We start from the raw sequence: 18,605 nt of genomic DNA, 5'->3' as shown, positions 1-18,605 counted from the left end.
GTTAGGACAGACCGAAGCAGAAGAATTTCCCTCACTTTTCGCAAGGTCATCGCTCCGAAACGGTCTTGATCTGGGCGAATTACAAATGCTCCCGATTGTCCGAATTCTGCTCCGCCCGGTCCCGATAAAGTGCTGCCCGTCCCAGCAGCATCAGCGACACTGGCGTCGTTACCGTCATGAAAATGCCGATGAAGATTTCGTGGAAGGCGAAGCGGTCGCCGGAGACGGAGAAATAGATGATCGAGGCCATGACGATGCCGCCGGTGCCCCAGCTGGTGCCCAGTGTGGGCGCGTGCAGGCGCTCGTAGAAGCTGTTCAGCTTGGCAAAGCCGATGGTGCCGATCAGCGTCAGCGAAGCGCCCAGCAGCACGAAGAAAGCCACGAGAATGGCGGCCCAGAGCGGAAATTCTGCGGCGTTGTTCATTCGATCACCTCGCCGCGCATCATGAATTTGGAAAGGGCGACGGTGGAGACGAAGCCGAGGATGGCGATCAGCAGCGATGCCTCGAAATAGATGTCGTTGCCGGTGCGCAGGCCGAAGGTGAGGAGAAGCAGCATGGCGTTGACATAAAGCGTATCGATGCCAAGTACCCGGTCCTGGGCGCGCGGGCCGATGGCGATGCGATAGACTGATATCGTCATGGCAATGGCCAGCATCAGCTGCGCAAGCGAAAAGGACCAGAAAAGGATAATCGAACTCATTCGAATATCTCCATCAGCAGTTTTTCATATCGGTTCTTGATGAGGCTTATCCACGCTGCCTCATCCACATCGTCGAGAACGTGGAGGAGGAGCGTGCCCTGGCTGGAATTATATTCGAGCCAGGCGCTGCCCGGCGTCGAAGTCAGGATCGTCGCCAGAATGGCGAGCGCCATGGGATCGCGAATATCGAGCGGCACGGCGAGGAAGCCGGATTTGCGGTCCCTTTCGCGCTTGAAGAGAATGATCTTCACGACCGAGATATTGGACCTGATGATATCGTAAAGCACGATAAGGATCAGCTGCGCGAGCCTGTGCCAGTTGCGGATGCGCGGCTTGGCTGGCCTGAGCGACGCCATCGCCCAGGAGGCGATGAGTGCCACGGCGGTGCCGAGCAGCAGATGCCCGGGCGAAAAGCTGTTGATCGTCATCCAGAAGAAGATCAGCGAAACGGTCAGCAGCGGATAGGGGAGGAGACGGCTCATCATGGCTCGGCCTCCGGGTTGCTGCCCGCTCTGGGTGCGGAAATGACGCCCTGAATATAGCTTGCCGGCAGATCGAGGATACGCGCCGTTTCCTGCATGTAGCGCATCACCGGACCCGCCTGCACGGTCATGGCAAGTGTCAGCCCGAGCAGTAGCATCACGGGCGCGATTTCGATGACGAGAACGCGTGGCACCGTTCCTTCGATGGAGGCCCAGAAGGTGCGGATACCGGCACGGGTCATCGAGATCAGCGATGCGAAACCGGCAAAGACGATCAGGAAAACCAGCCACCAGGAAAGCGTGGAAATGCTGTCATTGGCACCAAGCCCGGAAGGGTTGAGAATGGCGGTCAGCATCGAGAACTTGGCGATGAAGCCCGAAAGCGGCGGCAGGCCGGCCAGAAGAATGCCGCAGGCGGCAAAACAGGCGCCGAGCACCGCCATGGTGGCGGGCATGGTGACGCCCACTTCCTCTTCCTCCTCTTCCTCGTCGCCCTCGCCATAGGCCTCCATGGTCACGGCAAGAACGTTCGCGCCGGCATCCTGCCCGCGCTCGACGAGTTCGATCAGCATGAAGAAGGCGCTGATGGTGAGGGTGGAGCTGACCATGTAATAAAGCGCGCCGGCCGCCACCGTCGGGTTGCCGGTGCCCATGGCGGCAAGCAGCGTTCCCGATGAGACGAGAACCGAAAAGCCCGCCAGCCGCCCCAGCGCCTGCGATGCGAGAACGCCGATGGCTCCGAAGATGATGGTGGCGATACCGCCGACCAGCAGCGCATCATGGCCGAAACCGGCCGATTCCCCGGCCGTCTGCCCGAAAAGCAGGAAGGACAGGCGGGCGATGACATAAATCCCGACCTTGCTCATGATGGCAAACAGGCCGCCCACCGGGGCAGACGCCGCACCATAGGCGGAAGGCAGCCAGAAGTTCAGCGGCCACATGCCGGCCTTGACCAGAAAGGCGATGCCGAGGATGGCCGAGCCGGTTTCCAAGAGCATGCGCTGATCGGGGTTCAGCCCCTCGATGCGATGGGCGAGGTCGCCCATGTTCAGCGTGCCTGTGACGCCATAGATGAGGCTGACACCGATCAGGAAGAACAGCGCCGCGACGAGGTTGATGGCGATGTAATGCAGACCCGCCTTGACGCGCTGCTGGCCCGAGCCATGCAGCAACAGACCGTAGGAGGCAGCCAGCATCACCTCGAAGAACACGAAGAGATTGAACAGGTCGCCGGTCAGGAACGCGCCATTGACGCCCATCAGCATCATCTGGAACAGCGAATGGAAATGCGCCCCGGCCTTGTGCCATTTCGCCATCGAATAGATCAGCGAGGGTATGGCCAGCAGCGCCGTCAGCAGCACCATCAGGCCGGAAAGCCGGTCGGCCACCAGCACGATGCCGAAAGGTGCGGGCCAGTTGCCGAGCAGATAGACACCGCTTGAGACCACGGCGGCGATCTCGGTATTAACGGTCGAGTTCACCTCGCGGAACAGCAGGATCGCAACCACCAGCAACAGCACGGTGGAGGTGAAGCTGATGGCGGCCTTTGCAACACGCTGGCGCTCGTCGAAGAACAACAGCAGGGCGGCGGTGATGAGCGGCAGCAGGATCGGCGCGATGACGATGTGGAAGGGGAATGACATCATTTCGTCTCCCTCCCGTCCACATGGTCAGTGCCGGTAAGGCCGCGGGCGGCAAGCAGCACCACGAGGAACAGCGCCGTGGTGGCAAAGCCGATGACGATCGCTGTCAATACCAGCGCCTGCGGCACGGGATCGGCAAGCGAGGAGCTGTCGACACCGTTCACCAGCACCGGCGGCGCATTGGTCTTGATGCCGCCGACGCCGAAGATGAACAGGTTGACGGCGTAAGACAAAAGCGAAAGTCCGACGATGACCTGATAGGTGCGTGGGCGCAGGACGAGCCAGACGCCGGAGCCGGTCATGATGCCGATGCCGATTGCAAGAATGAGTTCCATTACACGTCCTCCGCTTTTGCGGCTTCAGGCGTGCGAACGCGGTAGTTACGCAACGATTGGTGTGCCAGTGCTATGAGAATAAGAACGGTGGAGCCAACGACCGTCGAAAAGACACCGAGATCGAACAGCAGGGCGGATGCCGTGGGCATTTTGCCGATATAGGGTATCTCCGTATACTGGAAATACGAGGTCAGGAACGGGTAGCCGAAATACCAGGAGCCGATACCTGTCGCCGTCGCCATCAACAGGCCAAAACCCATCCAGCGCAGCGGCAGGATGCGGATGCGGTCCTCCGCCCAGCGCGCGCCGCCGGCGAGATATTGCAGCAGGAAGGCGATAGCCATGGTGATGCCGGCCGCAAAGCCGCCGCCGGGCAGATCGTGGCCGCGCATGAACAGGAAGATCGAGAAGGTGATGATGACCGGGAACATCCACTGCATCACGATCGATGGCACGTAGAGGTAGTCGCGGACGGTATCGCCCTTGCTCCGGTCGGGACGCTCGGCATCGAAGGCATTCTGCATCTGCTGCTGTTCCGGCAGCCCGATGCTTTCATGCGCCGGGCGGAAACGGCGAAGCAGTGCGAAGACGGTGAGCGCCACGATGGCTAGGACCGCGATTTCACCAAAGGTGTCGAAACCGCGGAAATCGACGAGGATGACGTTGACCACATTGGTGCCGCCGCCTTCCGTATAGGCGCGCTCGAGGAAATAGGTGGCGATCGCGTTCGGCACCGGCAGGGTCATGACGGCATAGGCGATGACGGACATGCCGATGCCGCTGGCCGCCGCCAGCAGAAAGTCGCGGGCGCGGCGAAGCTGCGCCGGCAGCTCGTCGCTGCTATCGACCTTCTCGAAGCGTTTCGGCAGCCACCGCAGACCAAGCAGGATGAGAACCGTGGTCACGATTTCGACCAGCAGCTGGGTGATGGCCAGATCCGGTGCGGACAGCCAGATGAAGGTAAGGCAGGTGACGAGCCCGGAAACACCAAGCATGACGAGGGCGGCAAGCCGATGATATTTCGCCTGCCAGGCGGCACCCAGCGCGGCGATCATGCCGATCAGCCACAGTATGGCGAAGATCGGATCGAAGGTCGTCACGCGCGGCAGCGACAGGGAGAATTCCGAAAGGAACAGGGGTGAGAAACCGGCGAGAAGCGCCACGAGGATGAGAAGTCTCAGCTGCGGCTGCAGGCGCCGCGTGCCGAGTGTGCTTTCCAGCCACCGCGCCCACTTCCAGGACACGGTGACGAGAATGCGCTCGAAGATGCGCTGGCCCCGCAGATGCCGGAAAACGGGCGGACCGTCATCGCAGCGTGAGAAATAACCGCCAAGCAGCGCATAGATCGCCACACCGCCGATCAGTGCCGCAATACTCATGATGAGCGGCAGGTTGAAACCGTGCCAGATCGACAAGCTGTAGATGGGCGTCTGGTCGCCGAGCACGGACAGCACGGCCGAATGCAGGAACGGGCCGATCGACAGGCTGGGAACGATGCCGACGATCAGGCAGGCGAAAACCAGGAACTCGATCGGGAAACGCATCCAGCGCGGCGGCTCGTGCGGATTTGGGTTCGGCAGATCGACGGGCTTCGGACCGAAGAAGACGGTGTGGATGAAGCGCAGCGAATAGGCGACGGCGAATGCGCCTGAAAGCGTCGCGACATAGGGCAGCGCCCGGTCGAGCAGTGAATCGGCATGGGTTTCGACGGCCTCTGCGAAGAACATTTCCTTGGAGAGGAAGCCGTTGAACAGCGGCACGCCGGCCATCGCCGCACTGGCCGCCATGGCAAGCGTCGCGGTCGCCGGCAGATAGGTGTAGAGCCCGCTCAAGCGCCGCATGTCGCGGGTGCCGGTTTCATGGTCGATGATACCGGCCGCCATGAACAGCGAGGCCTTGAAGGTGGCGTGGTTGACCATGTGGAAGATGGCCGCAACCGCCGCAAGCGGGCTGCCGAGGCTGAGCAGCGTGGTGATGAGCCCGAGATGGCTGATGGTGGAATAGGCGAGCAGGCCTTTCAGATCCTGCTGGAACATGGCGAAATAAGCGCCGAGCAGCAGGGTGATGATGCCGGCCACGCCCACCAGCCAGAACCATTCCGGCGTGCCCGCCAGCACCGGCCAGAAGCGCGCGAGCAGGAAAACCCCCGCCTTCACCATGGTCGCCGAATGCAGATAGGCGGAAACAGGCGTGGGCGCCGCCATGGCGTTGGGCAGCCAGAAATGGAAGGGAAACTGCGCGCTCTTGGTCAGCGCGCCGCCAAGAATGAGGATAAGCGCCGGCAGATAGAGGGAATGGGCGCGGATAGCGGCACCGGCCTCGATGATCTTGTCGAGATCGTAGCTTCCCGCCATGTGCCCGAGGATCAGAAGCCCGGCGAGCAGGCTGAAGCCGCCGATGCCGGTCACGGTCAGCGCCATGCGCGCGCCGTCGCGTGCGCCGGCATTCTGGTGCCAGTAGCCGATCAGCAGGAACGAGAAGATGCTGGTCATTTCCCAGAAGATCGACAGCAGGATGACGTTGCCGGACAGGACAACGCCGAGCATCGAGCCCATGAAGGCAAGCAGGAAGGCGAAGAAACGCGGGATCGGGTCTTCGGCCGACATGTAATAGCGGGCATAAAGAACCACCAGCAGGCCGATGCCGGTGATGAGGATCGTGAATATCCAGGCAAATCCGTCCAGCCGCAGGGTAAAATTGAGGCCCAGCTGGGGCAGCCATTCCACATCGTATTTCAGCGCGTCGCCGCCGCTGATGGTCGTATAAAGAAAGATGCTGCTGACAAGGCCGAAAAGGGCGACTGCGCCCGCAACGGAGGCCGGGCCAGCGGCGGCACCCTCGCGCGGCATGAAAGCCGTCAGGACGGCGCCGACAAAGGGCAATGCGACAATAAATGGAAGAATGGTTGCAAGTGTCATATGCAGCGGCGGTTTTCTTTCTGGAATGGGAGCCTACGGCGGGTTTCCGACGACTCCGATCCCTGAAGGCTCATGATGAACCCGATGATGAGGACCGCCGGAATGACTAATAGATAATATGCGGGGGCGCTCTTGGAACCACGCTCGCAAAGTCTCGGAAAGCTTGTGGCGCGATGGCAACAGATGCGATAGCCAGACCCTTGTCGGCAGCGATCCGCAAAGCGGAGGAGGGGAAATAACCGGGAGGAATCGCAGAGCCCGCATCGCCTGCCTTGCAGCCGTAATCGTTGCCGCTGTCGCAGTCCTTATCCCGAAGAGAAAGGGAGCGGCTGAGATCGACGGTCTGCAATCTTTCCAGGCGGCTGGTCTTGGAAAGGGTCTTGACCCCGGAAGGCGCCTGAAAGCCGATCATGACAAGCAGGCTTGCGACCATGATGCCGATCAACACTTGCGGATGGCGCCTTGAACGGCGGCATTTCTCCATCCATAACAAGTTGGCATCTCCTTGATCGAAAAGGTCTCTTTAAAGCATCACCGCTGAGCGAATATCCCGTTGATTTGTTTTAGGGGAAGCCGCACGCGCTTGTCCAGCGCGCTGGCCGGAAAAACCGCCCGCAGCGTCCGATTCCTTTTCGTTTTTGCCCGTTTGCGGCAAAGTGAGGGCGGCAATGGCTAAAAGCTTTTACAAATTTTACCGTTTGACGCCGGAGCTGATGTTTCTTAACTTTCAAGCAAGGAATTAACCATAAAGATTGATGGTATTTCCACGGCGGAATGGGGTTCTCTCCCCTTCCAGGCATGACGCCGCACTGCCGTACCGGTGCCGATCCGGTATTTTCGTTTCTTGGTTCAAGAAGGTCAGGCAAGCGTCGATGCCGCATCGTCCGCGATGGGTATGTTCGTTCAAAATTCCCCTTTAGGGTGCTGGCGTTCTGAACCTTGGCCAATTGGCCGGGTTCTACCGGCCGTCATGTTGTTGGGGACGTCGGTTGGGGCAGGACTTGCCATCAGATCAAGCGCGCAGATCGGCAGGTGCAAGCCTGGCGGGACGGCTGCGCTTTGCCGGCCTCGACGAGACGCAATCCGATTTCCTGCGCAATTATCGCGGCATGCTCGAGCCCTACGTCAAGGCGGGCCTGCGGGACGTGATGAACCGTTTCCAGTCCATGCCGGACTGTTCTCCGTCTTTCGAAAGTGAGAACCAGCTCGACCGCCTGCACGATCTGCAATCCTCGCACTGGAGTGTGCTGACGGATGCACGTTTCGACGCGCTTTATGCCGAGCGGGTGAAGGTTCTTTCCGACAATGCCAGCCGCATGGGTCTTGATCCGCGCTGGCAGATCGCCAGCCATGCCGTCGTTCTGGAACATCTGCTCGGTGGGCTGGTGGCCGAACATGCGCCGCGTTCCATCCTGCCCGGCAGCCGCAGGAAAAGCCGCGAACTGGCAGAGGCCGTGAAGAACATCGTCCGTCTGGTGATGGTCGATACCGAGATTGCCGTCTCGCTGCGTTTCAACGAATTGCGCCTGCGCCACGGCCGTGAACTGGCGGAACAGCGTGACAATGACCGTTCGCAAGCAGCGACACTGCTGGGTGCGGCGCTGACGGCCTTCGCCGCCGGCGATCTTCAGGCGCGTATCGGCGGCGATCTGCCGGACGCCTATCGCGATGTTGCCGCCTCGTTTAACGCGGCACTTGAAACGATCGGCGCATCGCTGACATCCGCGCAGCAGGGTATCGGCGACGCCGAGACGCTCAGCGCCCGTTTCGCCGATATCGGTCGCTCCATCGCAGAACGTTCCGGCCAGCAGGCCGAAGCCCTTGCCGAGACCTCCCGTGCGCTTCAGGCGATGATCGGGACCCTGGCCGAAAACGGCGCCCGCATATCGGCGACGGAAACGGCGGTTTCCCGCGCCCGCGACGCGGCTGTCGAAAGCGGCAAGGCCATCGGCGAGGCGATCGACGCCATGTCTGACATCGAGCAATCCGCCGAGCACATCGGCAGGATCATCGGTACCATCGATGAGATTGCTTTCCAGACCAACCTTCTCGCCCTCAATGCCGGCATCGAGGCGGCGCGCGCGGGTGAAAGCGGTCGTGGTTTTGCCGTCGTCGCGCAGGAAGTCCGGGCGCTCGCCCAGCGTTCCGCCGATGCCGCAAGGGAAATCAAGAGCCTTGTCGGCACCACCAAGACGCAGGTCGAGGGCGGGGTCCGCATGGTCAACCGCACGCAGGAAGCAATCGGCGGCGTCGTCCGGCAGGTGTCCGGTATCAACGACATGATCGCCGAAGTCTCCCGGCATACGTCTGCACAGGCCGATGACCTCAAAACGGTCGCTGCCGATATCGGTGAACAGCAGCGGCAGGCCGGCCGGATCGCAAACGAGATCGGCGAAGGCTCCTCCGAGGCCGACGCGCTTCACACTGTCATTCTGCAACTCGGCCGCACCATTCGCGAGTTCCGCATCGCCCGTCAGGGGCACGCGGCAGCAATGGCCGTTACGGAACGTCAGGACACATCATTTATGGCCCGTGGCGATAACCGCGCGGATTACGGCCAGGATTACCAACAATTCAGACGCCAGGGAGTCATGTAATGGCAGCCAGAAAAGCAGCTGAGGCGACGCTGAAATTGTCACCGGTGCTGGATCTCAACGAGGCATCGGCGCTGCACGGCAAGCTGATGACGCTGAGAGGAGCACCGTTGTCGGTCGATGCGTCCGAGGTGGAGCGCATCGGTGCGCTTTGTGCACAGGTCCTCATGGCCGGCGCGAAATCCTGGGAAGAGGATGGCAAGCCCTTCGGTTTTGCCAGGGTGTCCGATGCATTCGACAAGACCATGAAACTGATAGGCGTCGATATTGACCATTTGCTCCCCAAGGAGATGCAAAAGTGAAGAAAAAAGTTCTCACCGTGGATGATTCCCGGACGATCAGGAACATGCTCCTGGTCACGCTTAACAATGCCGGTTTTGAGACCATTCAGGCCGAAGATGGCATCGAAGGCCTTGAAGTGCTGGAACAGAGCAATCCCGATGTCATCGTGACTGACATCAACATGCCCCGTCTCGATGGTTTCGGCTTTATCGAGGGCGTGCGCCGCAACGAAAAGTACCGCGCGATCCCGATCCTCGTTCTGACGACCGAAAGCGATGCGGAAAAGAAGAACCGCGCCCGTCAGGCGGGTGCGACCGGCTGGATCGTCAAGCCGTTCGATCCTGCAAAACTCATCGATGCCATTGAGCGCGTAACCGCCTGATACGGGACATTTCACGATGGATATGAACGAAATCAAGGAAATCTTTTTCCAGGAATGCGAGGAACAGCTCGCCGAACTGGAATCGGGGCTTCTTAAATTGAATGACGGCGACCGTGATCCGGAAACCGTCAACGCCGTTTTCCGTGCCGTTCATTCCATCAAGGGCGGGGCGGGTGCCTTCGGTCTGGATGATCTCGTGGCTTTCGCCCATGTTTTCGAAACGACCCTGGACTGCGTCCGCTCCAACAAGCTGGAACCGACGCAGGATGTTCTGAAGGTCATGCTGCGCTCCGCCGACGTACTGGCGGATCTCACCAATGCGGCGAGAGACGGCGGCAGCGTCGACGAAAGCCGCACCCGCGGTCTCGTCAAGGAACTGGAAGCCTTGGCCAATGGCGAAACGGTGCAGGCGTCCGCACCTGCGCCCGTTGCCGCCAAGGCGCCGGAAGCGGTCGCGCCCAAGCCGACGGATGACAGCGGCTTCCAGCCGATCCCGTTCTCCTTCACGGATTTTGCCGACGAGACGACGCCGCTGATGGAAGCCCCGACCTTCCAGATCACGTTCAAGCCGCACGCATCGCTTTATTCGAAGGGCAACGAGGCTGCGCTTCTCCTGCGCGATCTCTCGCGCATCGGTGAGATGAGCATCAATTGCGACATGTCCGAACTGCCGGGGCTCGACAAGCTCGACCCCGAAGCCTCGTATTTCTCCTGGACGGTTTCGATCACGACCGACAAGGGCGAGGAAGGTATTCGCAGCGTCTTCGAATTCGCCGAATGGGATTGCGATCTCGAAATCACGCCGGTTCTCTCGGATGCCGCGGGCGATGACGAAGAACTTCCGATGATCCCGGTTCCGTTCGATCTCTCCGCTCTCGACGAAGACGCCGACCACGCTCCGGCGGTCGAGGCCGTCTCGGCTGAAGACACCGATGTTGCCGTTGCGGTCGAGACCGCCGTTGCGACGACCCAGATCGCACAGAGCGTCAACGCCGCCATCGAAAAGCGTGAGGCGGCCGCCGCGCCGGCCGCAGCGCAGACGAATGCCAATGCCGCCGCCAATGCGAGCGCCGGCCAGACCATCCGCGTCGATCTCGACCGTGTCGACCGCCTGATCAACCTCGTCGGCGAACTCGTCATCAATCAGGCGATGCTGTCCCAGAGCGTCATCGAAAACGATGCGAGCGGCACCTCCGCCGTCAATATGGGCCTCGACGAGCTGCAGCAGCTGACGCGCGAAATCCAGGACAGCGTCATGGCCATCCGCGCGCAGCCGGTGAAGCCGGTTTTCCAGCGCATGTCGCGTATCGTGCGCGAAGTCGCCGACATGATCGGCAAGCAGATCCGCCTCGTCACCGAAGGTGAGAACACCGAGGTCGACAAGACGGTCATCGACAAGCTGGCCGAACCCCTGACGCACATGATCCGCAATGCCGTCGACCACGGCATCGAAACACCGGAAAAACGCGAAGCGGCCGGCAAGAACCCGGAAGGCACCATCAAGCTTTCGGCCAAGCATCGCTCGGGCCGCATCCTGATCGAGCTTCAGGACGATGGCGCCGGCATCAATCGCGAGCGTGTCCGCCAGAAGGCGATCGACAATGATCTTATTGCCGCTGATGCGAACCTGACCGACGAGGAGATCGACAATCTGATCTTCGCGCCGGGCTTCTCCACCGCCGACAAGATTTCCGACATTTCCGGCCGCGGCGTTGGCATGGATGTGGTCAAGCGTTCCATTCAGGCGCTTGGCGGCCGCATCAGCATCTCCTCGCGCCCCGGTCACGGTTCCACCTTCACCATGAGTCTGCCGCTGACGCTCGCCGTCCTTGACGGCATGGTGGTGACGGTGGCCGGTCAGACGCTCGTCGTGCCCTTGACCGCAATTGTCGAAACCCTGCAGCCGGAAGCGAAGAACATCCACTCCTTCGGCTCCAACCAGCGGCTGATCTCCATCCGCAACTCCTTCTGCCCGCTGGTCGATGTCGGACGTGTTCTGAACTTCCGCCCGACGCAGGCCGATCCGGTTGAAGGTGTCGCGCTTCTGGTGGAATCGGAAGGCGGCGGCCAGCGCGCCCTGATGGTCGATGCGATCCAGGGCCAGCGCCAGGTCGTCATCAAGTCGTTGGAAGCGAACTATACCCATGTTCCGGGCATTGCCGCCGCCACCATTCTCGGTGACGGGCGCGTCGCGCTCATTCTGGATGTAGACGCCATCGTCAGCGCCTCGCGCGGACAGCCACTGAAGCAGGAAATGTCCCTAGCGGCGACCGGTTGAAACGGATAATCCATGGCAGCACTTAATCTCAGCGACCAGCGCCAGTCTTCCGACGACGTTCTTGCCAGCGGTGAATACCCGCTGACGCGACGCGACCTGTCGGAAATCGCTGCGATGATCTACGCGGATGCGGGCATCTATCTCAACGACACCAAGGCGTCGCTGGTCTATTCCCGCCTGTCGAAACATATCCGCAATCTCGGTCTTTCCGGTTTCCGCGAATATTGCGCGCTCGTCTCCTCACCGGAAGGCGCGCAGGCACGACGCGAAATGCTGTCGCATCTGACGACAAATTTCACGCGTTTCTTCCGCGAGAACCATCATTTCGAACATCTGCGTGACGAGGTCCTGCCGGGTCTCATCGCCCGCGCGAAAAGCGGTGGACGTGTCCGCATCTGGTCGGCGGCCTGTTCCGACGGGCAGGAGCCCTATTCCATCGCGCTTACCGTGCTCGCCATGTTCCCGAATGCGGCCGACTACGATTTCAAAATCCTCGCGACGGATATCGATCCCAAGATCCTGGCGCAGGCCCGCGCCGGCGTCTATGACGACAACGCGCTCGAAACCGTTTCCCCCGCCATGCGCAAGCAATGGTTCACGGAGGTCGATGCCGGCGGTCGCCGCAAATTCCGTATCGACGACAAGGTCAAGCGCCTCATCACCTTCAACGAATTGAACCTGATGACGCAATGGCCCTTCAAGGGCAATTTCGACGTCATCTTCTGCCGCAACGTCGTCATCTATTTCGACGAGCCGACACAGACGCGCATCTGGTCGCGTTTCGCCGGGCTGCTGCCGGAGGGTGGTCATCTTTATATCGGCCATTCCGAACGCGTCTCCGGCGATGCCAAGAACCTGTTCGACAATACCGGCATCACCACCTACCGCTTCATTGGTCACGCATCCGGGAGGAAGGCATGAGCGCACTCGCACGGGTACTCGTCGTCGATGATAGTCCAACGATGCGTGGCCTGATTTCGGCTGTCCTCAAGGCCGATCCGGAAGTCGAAGTGGTCGGGCAGGCCGGCAACGCCATGGAAGCGCGCGCCGCCATCAAGCAGCTCAACCCCGATGTCGTGACGCTCGACATCGAGATGCCGGAAATGAACGGGCTGGAATTCCTCGAAAAGATCATGCGCCTGCGGCCCATGCCGGTGATCATGGTCTCGTCGCTGACCCATCGTGGTGCGGATGCTTCGCTGGCGGCGCTTGAAATCGGTGCTTTCGATTGCGTCGGCAAGCCGGCGCCGGGCGATGCGCGCCCCTTTGGCGATCTCGCCGATAAGGTAAAAGCTGCTGCCCGCTCCCAGCACGCCGCCTATCGCGCGGCGCGCCCGGAAAGCGCCGCGGCAGTGCAGCCTACCCCGGTCAGTGATTATCGCGCGGGCCGCAAGGTCGTGGCCATCGGCTCCTCCACGGGCGGCGTCGAGGCGCTGATCGCCGTGCTGCAAAAGTTCCCGGCCAATTGCCCGCCGACCGTCATCACCCAGCATATGCCGCCGACCTTCACCAGGAGCTTCGCCGAAAGGCTGAACCGCATCTGCGCTCCCGTGGTGGAAGAGGCAACCGATGGCGCGCGCCTGCAGACCGGCAAGATCTATCTCGCGCCGGGCGGTGAACGCCATCTGCAGATTGCCAACCGGGCCGCGCCCTGCTGCCGGCTCATCGAGCGCGATCCGGTTAACGGCCATCGTCCCTCCGTCGATGTGCTGTTTGATTCGGTGGCCGAGCTTGCCGGCCGCAACGCCGTCGGTGTCATTCTGACCGGCATGGGCCGCGATGGCGCGGCCGGACTCTTGAAAATGCGCCATGCCGGTGCCCGCACCGTCGGCCAGAACGAAAAAACATGTGTCGTCTACGGCATGCCCCGCGTGGCCTACGAGCTCGGTGCCGTCGAACAGCAATTGCCGCTGGCCTCCATCGGTGAAGAAATCCTGAAACTAACCACTGCCCGCAAAGAAGGTGCTGACTAATGTCTCTCGCAGAAAAGATCAAAGTTCTGATCGTTGACGATCAGGTGACCAGCCGGCTGCTCCTCAGCGATGCGCTGACACAGCTGGGCTTCAAGCAGATCACTGCCGCCGGCGATGGCGAGCAGGGATTGAAGATCATGGAGCAGCAGCCCCATCATCTCGTCATCTCCGACTTCAATATGCCGAAGATGGACGGTCTCGGTTTCCTGCACGCCGTGCGGGCCAACCCGACCACCAAGAAGGCAGCCTTCATCATCCTGACGGCGCAGGGCGACCGCGCGCTGGTGCAGAAGGCGGCGCAGCTCGGCGCGAACAACGTGCTGGCCAAGCCCTTCACCATCGACAAGATGCGCGCGGCCATCGAGGCGGTTTTCGGATCGCTGAAATGATTGAAGCTGCGGCCAAGCGCGTACATATCATTCAGGGCGAGTATAAGGTTGTCAGCGATCCCGACGTGGTCATGACGACGATACTCGGTTCGTGCGTGGCCGCCTGTCTGAGAGACCCCGTTGCCGGCATTGGAGGAATGAACCACTTCCTTCTGCCGGGAACGGGCAGTGTGACCGGGGGAGACGCGACGCGTTACGGCGTGCATCTCATGGAACTTCTGATCAACGGCCTTCTGAAGAAGGGCGCCCGCCGCGACCGGCTGGAGGCCAAGGTTTTCGGCGGCGCCAAGACGATCGCCAGCTTCTCGAATGTCGGTGAGCAGAATGCCATCTTCGCCATGCAGTTTCTGAAGGATGAAGGCATTCCGGTCATAAGCTCCTCCACGGGCGGGGAACATGGCCGCAAGATCGAGTTCTGGCCGGTTTCGGGTCGCGCGCGTCAGCATCCGCTCAGCGGCGCGGAAACCCAGAAGACGGTCGCCATGGAAACGCGTCCGGTGCCGGCCCCCAAGCCCGTCGCCAACGACATCGAATTTTTCTAGTCACGGAGTTTCCAATGCAGATTGCAGACCACGCCGGCGCTACTCCGTTCGAAGAGGCCCTGCCGGATGTTCTCATGCGCGTGGTGTCGGAACTGCACGATGTCGCCTATCTCATAGAGCGCATCGAACCGCAATTGCTGGAGGCGACCAGCGGCCAATTGTCCGGCGATGGCATCAAGCTGCTGCAGGGCATCGATCTCGCCGTCCAGAAGACCCGCGGTCTTGCCGAGTTCATCGATACGATCACCGGCTCCATCCCCGGCGACTGGTTCGTGGATGTGTCCACGGCGCTCAGCCTCGTCAAGCTTGCCGAAATGCAGAAGGCGCTCGGCGCGGCCTTCCGCCACGGCCACTCGCAGCCGCTCGACAAGGCGTCCGGCGACTTCGACCTGTTCTAGACCGCATTTCAGCCGATGTTCCTTTCCGTCGCGGAATGCGGAGAAAGGCAACGCTCGCGCAAGCTTCGCACCCTATTGTCACGACGGGGCCAAAAGGTCTCGGACTCTATGAATGACGGTGCGGAACAGAATGAATCTGTTAAATCAAATCCCTCAGGTCTTGAAGAATGTCGCGGCGCTGGGGCAGACACGGCTGCTGATGCTTGGCGGCGTGGGCGTCCTGTCCATGGCCCTTATCCTTGCAGCAGCCCTTTACGTGAACCGTCCCGCTTACGAGACCCTTTATGTGGGGCTTGAAAAAAGCGACCTCAACAAGATCAGCATTGCGCTTGCAGAATCAGGGCTGGACTTCCAGGTCGGAACCGACGGCGCCAGCCTCCAGGTTCCCGTTGGGCTCACCAGCAAGGCAAGGCTGCTTCTGGCCGAGCGCGGCCTGCCTGATAGCGCCAATGCCGGTTACGAGCTTTTCGACAATGTCGGCTCTCTCGGCCTGACCTCCTTCATGCAGGAAGTGACGCGCGTTCGCGCCCTCGAGGGCGAGATCAGCCGCTCCATTCAGCAGATCGACGGCGTTGCGGCCGCGCGCGTGCATATCGTCATGCCTGATGTCGGCAATTTCCGCCGCGGCGAACAGAAACCCACCGCATCGGTCATGATCCGGGCCAGCGCCACCGCGGGGCGCAAGGCCTCCGCCTCCATCCGTCACCTCGTTGCCTCGGCCGTTCCCGGTCTTGAAGTCGACGACGTGACGCTGCTCGATTCCACCGGCCAGCTTCTGGCTTCCGGTGACGATGTCACCAATGCCGCGATGAACCGCTCGCTGACGCTGGCGCAGAATGTGCAGCAGGAAATCACCACCAATATCGACAAGGCGCTGGCGCCTTTCCTCGGCATGGACAACTTCCGCTCCAGCGTGACGGCGCAGCTGAATACCGACAGCCGGCAGATTCAGGAAACCGTCTACGATCCGGAATCGCGTGTCGAACGTTCCGTGCGGACGGTGAAGGAAGACCAGAAGTCCCATGAGACGCAGCCTGATACGGCCGCGACTGTGGAGCAGAACGTACCGCAGGCAGCCCCCCAGGGTGGCGGCAGTGGCCCGCAATCTTCGGATGAATCGGCCAAGAAGGAAGAGCAGACGAACTACGAGATCAATTCCAAGACGGTCGCCACGGTCAAGAACGGCTATACCGTCGAGAAGATTTCGGTCGCCGTGGTGGTCAACAAGGGACGTATCGCCAAGATGGTCGGCGAGCCTGTCGATCAGGCCAAGATCGACGCCTATCTCGCCGAAATGCAGAAGATCGTGACCTCGGCGGCGGGTATCTCTTCCGATCGCGGTGATGTCGTGACGCTGACGGCGATGGACTTCCTTGAAACGCAGTTGCTGGACGAGGCCGCCACTGGCCCCGGCATCATGGAAGTGCTGAGCCGCAATTCCGCCGGCATCATCAACTCGCTTGCCTTCGTCGCCGTCGCCTTCCTCGTCGTCTGGCTTGGTGTGCGTCCCCTGGTGCGCACGGTTACCGGCAACGGTGCGGCTGCGGGCCAGCTCAGCCAGGAGACGGCCGGTCTCGAACTGCCGGATTTCTCTCCGGGCATGGATGCGGGTGCGGGCGGTCTCATGGAAGGTTTCGGGGCGGATTTCGGCTTCGACAGCACCGACGATCTTCTGGCAGGCGGCGACAGCGAGGGCACCTTCAACCGCCGGGTTCGCGAAGGACCAGAACGCAGGCTCTCCCGCATGGTGGAAATCAGCGAGGAAAGAGCAGCCAAGATCCTGCGCAAATGGGCGGTGGAAAAAGCAGCATAATTCTGAAAAGGCCGGTTTTACCCGGCCTTTTTCGCATTTCGCGGGCTTTTTGCTATCCTTGGCGAAGAGGTCGTGGCAATCTCGTTTCAGGACAGTGTTTACAAAAAATTCAGCAACGATACAGTTTGCTGGGAATAGGCTGAGAATGCCGTTTATGAATTGAACAGCTTTTCAGTATGTTTTTTTAGCAATAGACGAACAGGGAAATACGTGGAAAGGCTGTTGTCAGGTAATGGCAAATTCCGGTCGGTTCCATAAAATGAAGTGATTCGGTCTCCGGGGGCGTGCCATTCCGTTTGGTAAGCTTCTTGAATGGAATGATTCCATCCCGATGTATAATCTCCCGCTGGGAGCAAGAGGGCGTAGGCGATTGAAAGTCGATGTTGATATCCGCAGGCTGTCTGCCAAGCCTATGGAGGGCATGGGTAAGCCCTTGCCGCGCGATCAGCTTGCCAAGAACGTCGCAGCCACGGCTGCTGCCGGTAACGTTGCAGGCGCGCTGGATTTGCTTGTAACCTATGCCGGCGCCTCGCATTATCTGCTGGCGCGGGACGATCTTCTCGAAGAAACCGGGCTGAAATTCATCGTCACATCCGACTGGCCATTCGATCTTGTCCGCAGGCTCGGCATCGAGCTGACGAACAGCCAGAACAGATCGAGCGAAATGGAAAAATGCCTTTCGCTTCTGCAGCCGCGATTGCTGTTTCTTCCCGATGACGTCGCGGTTCCCTACGGTATCGACCGGCAATATTCCGCACTCTCCTTCTGTGTTGGCCGTATCCGCCTTTCCCTCCTGCTGCTCTTTCCCGAAGAGGCGGTTCCTTCGCCGGAGCGCCTGCGTGAAATCGCCCTGCTGACGGGCTATTGCGTCAGTTTCGGCATTGCCAGCGAAGCAAAGGCCGTGCGCGATATCGATCTCACCGAGCGTGAACTCGAGTGCCTCTTCTGGATCGCGGAAGGCAAGACAAGCGACGAAATTGCCATGATCCTTGGCATTTCCCGCAATACGATCAATAATTACATCACCAGCGTGATGCGTAAAACCGCGACAAAAACCCGCTCGGAGGCAATTGCCTATGCCGTGCGCAACAACCTCGTATAATGGTCGGACGGATGGTACAGACGAAAGACAATGAGGGCACAGGTCAAACGGGCATGTTTTACCGCAGCCCTGTCGTAACGAGCCGGTCGGATCTTTTTCCGAAGCTGGTCGCGATGCAAAAGCTGGTCGGCGCGCGAAATTTCGTGGTGACGAAGGCTGCCGCTTCCGGTTTCCCGAACAAGAAGAAGCTGACCTGCGAGCTGGAAAACTGGGGCATGAATGCCGCCGAGCAGAGCGGGCAGTTCATCCGCGCCGTCGGCGATATTCTTCTCGATCACATTGAAACGTCGCTGCTGCCGGTCATCTGGCGCAACAAGAACGCCGGCGGCTTTGCCGATCTTCCCGACGTTCCTGCTTTGCTGCGCCGGATCGAGAATGACACATTGTCCTATGCCGGACTGGCCCTGCCGGTGCGGCTCGGCACGATCGGCAACGGCTATATCGTCTTTTGCGGCACCAACCTCGTTCTCGACAACGAGGTGGTCATCGAGCAGCATATCAAATGCTGCGAGATCATGGTCGACATGCTGGCGCTGGACGAGCGCAAGGCCGCGCCCTCGGAAGCCTTGAGCGAAAGGGAAATCGCCTGCCTGCAGCTGGCTGGTGACGGCCGCATCAGTGAAGAGATCGCGGTCAAGCTCGGGCTCTCCGTGCACACCGTCAATGCCTATCTCGGTTCCGCAACGATCAAGCTCGATTCCGTCAACCGCATCCAGGCAATCGCGAAAGCCATCCGGCTCGGTTATATCCACTGATCGGGGACGGGATTTTC

The 18,605-nt window shown here is 60.6% G+C and carries 19 protein-coding genes; 12 read left to right on the top strand and 7 right to left on the bottom strand.

Features of this window, described 5'->3' with window-relative positions; translation table 11 throughout:
• Positions 1-79: 79 nt before the first annotated feature.
• From mnhG to JZX88_RS01960, 7 genes are all read right to left on the bottom strand, one after another.
• Positions 80-424, bottom strand: coding sequence for a monovalent cation/H(+) antiporter subunit G (gene mnhG, locus JZX88_RS01990; protein ID WP_006313275.1), 345 nt, complete (start codon positions 422-424; stop codon positions 80-82).
• On the bottom strand, positions 421-702 hold the full coding sequence (locus tag JZX88_RS01985; RefSeq protein WP_003493758.1) for a K+/H+ antiporter subunit F: 282 nt from the start codon (positions 700-702) through the stop codon (positions 421-423). Before JZX88_RS01985 ends, mnhG begins: the two co-directional genes overlap by 4 nt.
• The gene (locus JZX88_RS01980) at positions 699-1,187 is read right to left on the bottom strand and encodes a Na+/H+ antiporter subunit E (protein ID WP_065114808.1); all 489 of its coding nucleotides are present in this window, start codon (positions 1,185-1,187) and stop codon (positions 699-701) included. The genes JZX88_RS01985 and JZX88_RS01980 overlap by 4 nt, the downstream gene beginning before the upstream one ends.
• Positions 1,184-2,830, bottom strand: coding sequence for a monovalent cation/H+ antiporter subunit D (locus JZX88_RS01975; RefSeq protein WP_174028842.1), 1,647 nt, complete (start codon positions 2,828-2,830; stop codon positions 1,184-1,186). The genes JZX88_RS01980 and JZX88_RS01975 overlap by 4 nt, the downstream gene beginning before the upstream one ends.
• On the bottom strand, positions 2,827-3,162 hold the full coding sequence (locus JZX88_RS01970) for a Na+/H+ antiporter subunit C (protein ID WP_065114810.1): 336 nt from the start codon (positions 3,160-3,162) through the stop codon (positions 2,827-2,829). Before JZX88_RS01970 ends, JZX88_RS01975 begins: the two co-directional genes overlap by 4 nt.
• On the bottom strand, positions 3,162-6,080 hold the full coding sequence (locus JZX88_RS01965; RefSeq protein WP_206912364.1) for a monovalent cation/H+ antiporter subunit A: 2,919 nt from the start codon (positions 6,078-6,080) through the stop codon (positions 3,162-3,164). Before JZX88_RS01965 ends, JZX88_RS01970 begins: the two co-directional genes overlap by 1 nt.
• Before the next feature lie 106 nt (positions 6,081-6,186).
• Complete coding sequence (locus JZX88_RS01960) at positions 6,187-6,564, bottom strand: hypothetical protein (protein WP_065114812.1); 378 nt, start codon at positions 6,562-6,564, stop codon at positions 6,187-6,189.
• 517 nt (positions 6,565-7,081) lie between these two features.
• On the opposite strand from JZX88_RS01960, the gene JZX88_RS01955 reads away from it, so the two are divergent.
• The 12 genes from JZX88_RS01955 to visR all read left to right on the top strand — a co-directional run bounded on the left by JZX88_RS01955 (position 7,082) and on the right by visR (position 18,588).
• Complete coding sequence (locus JZX88_RS01955) at positions 7,082-8,677, top strand: globin-coupled sensor protein (protein ID WP_246753419.1); 1,596 nt, start codon at positions 7,082-7,084, stop codon at positions 8,675-8,677.
• Positions 8,677-8,976, top strand: a complete 300-nt coding sequence (locus JZX88_RS01950) for an STAS domain-containing protein (protein ID WP_003503483.1) — start codon at positions 8,677-8,679, stop codon at positions 8,974-8,976. Before JZX88_RS01955 ends, JZX88_RS01950 begins: the two co-directional genes overlap by 1 nt.
• Positions 8,973-9,338: a chemotaxis response regulator CheY1 gene (gene cheY1 / locus JZX88_RS01945; protein WP_003493773.1), complete on the top strand. Its 366-nt coding sequence runs from the start codon at positions 8,973-8,975 to the stop codon at positions 9,336-9,338. The genes JZX88_RS01950 and cheY1 overlap by 4 nt, the downstream gene beginning before the upstream one ends.
• 16 nt (positions 9,339-9,354) lie before the next feature.
• Positions 9,355-11,616 (top strand): chemotaxis protein CheA, encoded by a 2,262-nt coding sequence (locus JZX88_RS01940; protein ID WP_206912362.1) that lies wholly within the window; start codon positions 9,355-9,357, stop codon positions 11,614-11,616.
• A gap of 12 nt (positions 11,617-11,628) precedes the next feature.
• Positions 11,629-12,537, top strand: a complete 909-nt coding sequence (cheR, locus tag JZX88_RS01935) for a protein-glutamate O-methyltransferase CheR (protein WP_142855297.1) — start codon at positions 11,629-11,631, stop codon at positions 12,535-12,537.
• Positions 12,534-13,589 (top strand): protein-glutamate O-methylesterase CheB, encoded by a 1,056-nt coding sequence (cheB, locus tag JZX88_RS01930; RefSeq protein WP_046800554.1) that lies wholly within the window; start codon positions 12,534-12,536, stop codon positions 13,587-13,589. Before cheR ends, cheB begins: the two co-directional genes overlap by 4 nt.
• Positions 13,589-13,978: a chemotaxis response regulator CheY2 gene (gene cheY2 / locus JZX88_RS01925; RefSeq protein ID WP_003493781.1), complete on the top strand. Its 390-nt coding sequence runs from the start codon at positions 13,589-13,591 to the stop codon at positions 13,976-13,978. The genes cheB and cheY2 overlap by 1 nt, the downstream gene beginning before the upstream one ends.
• On the top strand, positions 13,975-14,520 hold the full coding sequence (gene cheD / locus JZX88_RS01920; RefSeq protein WP_065114815.1) for a chemoreceptor glutamine deamidase CheD: 546 nt from the start codon (positions 13,975-13,977) through the stop codon (positions 14,518-14,520). The genes cheY2 and cheD overlap by 4 nt, the downstream gene beginning before the upstream one ends.
• Positions 14,521-14,534: 14 nt before the next feature.
• Entirely contained in the window at positions 14,535-14,918 is a 384-nt protein-coding gene (locus JZX88_RS01915; RefSeq protein WP_065114816.1) for a hypothetical protein, read from the top strand.
• A 130-nt stretch (positions 14,919-15,048) separates the two neighbouring features.
• Entirely contained in the window at positions 15,049-16,731 is a 1,683-nt protein-coding gene (gene fliF / locus JZX88_RS01910) for a flagellar basal-body MS-ring/collar protein FliF (protein ID WP_174028846.1), read from the top strand.
• Between the two features lie 370 nt (positions 16,732-17,101).
• Positions 17,102-17,833: a transcriptional regulator VisN gene (gene visN, locus JZX88_RS01905; RefSeq protein WP_065114818.1), complete on the top strand. Its 732-nt coding sequence runs from the start codon at positions 17,102-17,104 to the stop codon at positions 17,831-17,833.
• A 53-nt stretch (positions 17,834-17,886) separates the two neighbouring features.
• Positions 17,887-18,588: a transcriptional regulator VisR gene (visR, locus tag JZX88_RS01900; protein WP_065116124.1), complete on the top strand. Its 702-nt coding sequence runs from the start codon at positions 17,887-17,889 to the stop codon at positions 18,586-18,588.
• The last annotated feature ends 17 nt before the right edge of the window (positions 18,589-18,605 follow it).

This window comes from Agrobacterium sp. OT33 (assembly GCF_017313365.1).
GTDB classification, from domain to species: Bacteria; Pseudomonadota; Alphaproteobacteria; order Rhizobiales; family Rhizobiaceae; genus Agrobacterium; species Agrobacterium rhizogenes_A.
Note: the sequence above shows the minus strand (reverse complement) of the source record. Positions and strands in the feature narration are given on the sequence as shown.

Excerpts from the sequence above, each read along its gene's own strand:
- JZX88_RS01940 (WP_206912362.1), top strand. The coding sequence starts at position 9,355 with ATGGATATGAACGAAATCAAGGAAATCTTTTTCCAGGAATGCGAGGAA.
- JZX88_RS01965 (WP_206912364.1), bottom strand. The coding sequence starts at position 6,080 with ATGACACTTGCAACCATTCTTCCATTTATTGTCGCATTGCCCTTTGTC.
- JZX88_RS01975 (WP_174028842.1), bottom strand. The coding sequence starts at position 2,830 with ATGATGTCATTCCCCTTCCACATCGTCATCGCGCCGATCCTGCTGCCG.
- mnhG (WP_006313275.1), bottom strand. The coding sequence starts at position 424 with ATGAACAACGCCGCAGAATTTCCGCTCTGGGCCGCCATTCTCGTGGCT.
- JZX88_RS01915 (WP_065114816.1), top strand. The coding sequence starts at position 14,535 with ATGCAGATTGCAGACCACGCCGGCGCTACTCCGTTCGAAGAGGCCCTG.
- JZX88_RS01985 (WP_003493758.1), bottom strand. The coding sequence starts at position 702 with ATGAGTTCGATTATCCTTTTCTGGTCCTTTTCGCTTGCGCAGCTGATG.
- JZX88_RS01950 (WP_003503483.1), top strand. The coding sequence starts at position 8,677 with ATGGCAGCCAGAAAAGCAGCTGAGGCGACGCTGAAATTGTCACCGGTG.
- JZX88_RS01960 (WP_065114812.1), bottom strand. The coding sequence starts at position 6,564 with ATGGAGAAATGCCGCCGTTCAAGGCGCCATCCGCAAGTGTTGATCGGC.
- cheB (WP_046800554.1), top strand. The coding sequence starts at position 12,534 with ATGAGCGCACTCGCACGGGTACTCGTCGTCGATGATAGTCCAACGATG.
- cheY2 (WP_003493781.1), top strand. The coding sequence starts at position 13,589 with ATGTCTCTCGCAGAAAAGATCAAAGTTCTGATCGTTGACGATCAGGTG.
- fliF (WP_174028846.1), top strand. The coding sequence starts at position 15,049 with ATGAATCTGTTAAATCAAATCCCTCAGGTCTTGAAGAATGTCGCGGCG.
- cheR (WP_142855297.1), top strand. The coding sequence starts at position 11,629 with ATGGCAGCACTTAATCTCAGCGACCAGCGCCAGTCTTCCGACGACGTT.
- JZX88_RS01970 (WP_065114810.1), bottom strand. The coding sequence starts at position 3,162 with ATGGAACTCATTCTTGCAATCGGCATCGGCATCATGACCGGCTCCGGC.
- cheD (WP_065114815.1), top strand. The coding sequence starts at position 13,975 with ATGATTGAAGCTGCGGCCAAGCGCGTACATATCATTCAGGGCGAGTAT.
- visR (WP_065116124.1), top strand. The coding sequence starts at position 17,887 with ATGTTTTACCGCAGCCCTGTCGTAACGAGCCGGTCGGATCTTTTTCCG.
- JZX88_RS01980 (WP_065114808.1), bottom strand. The coding sequence starts at position 1,187 with ATGATGAGCCGTCTCCTCCCCTATCCGCTGCTGACCGTTTCGCTGATC.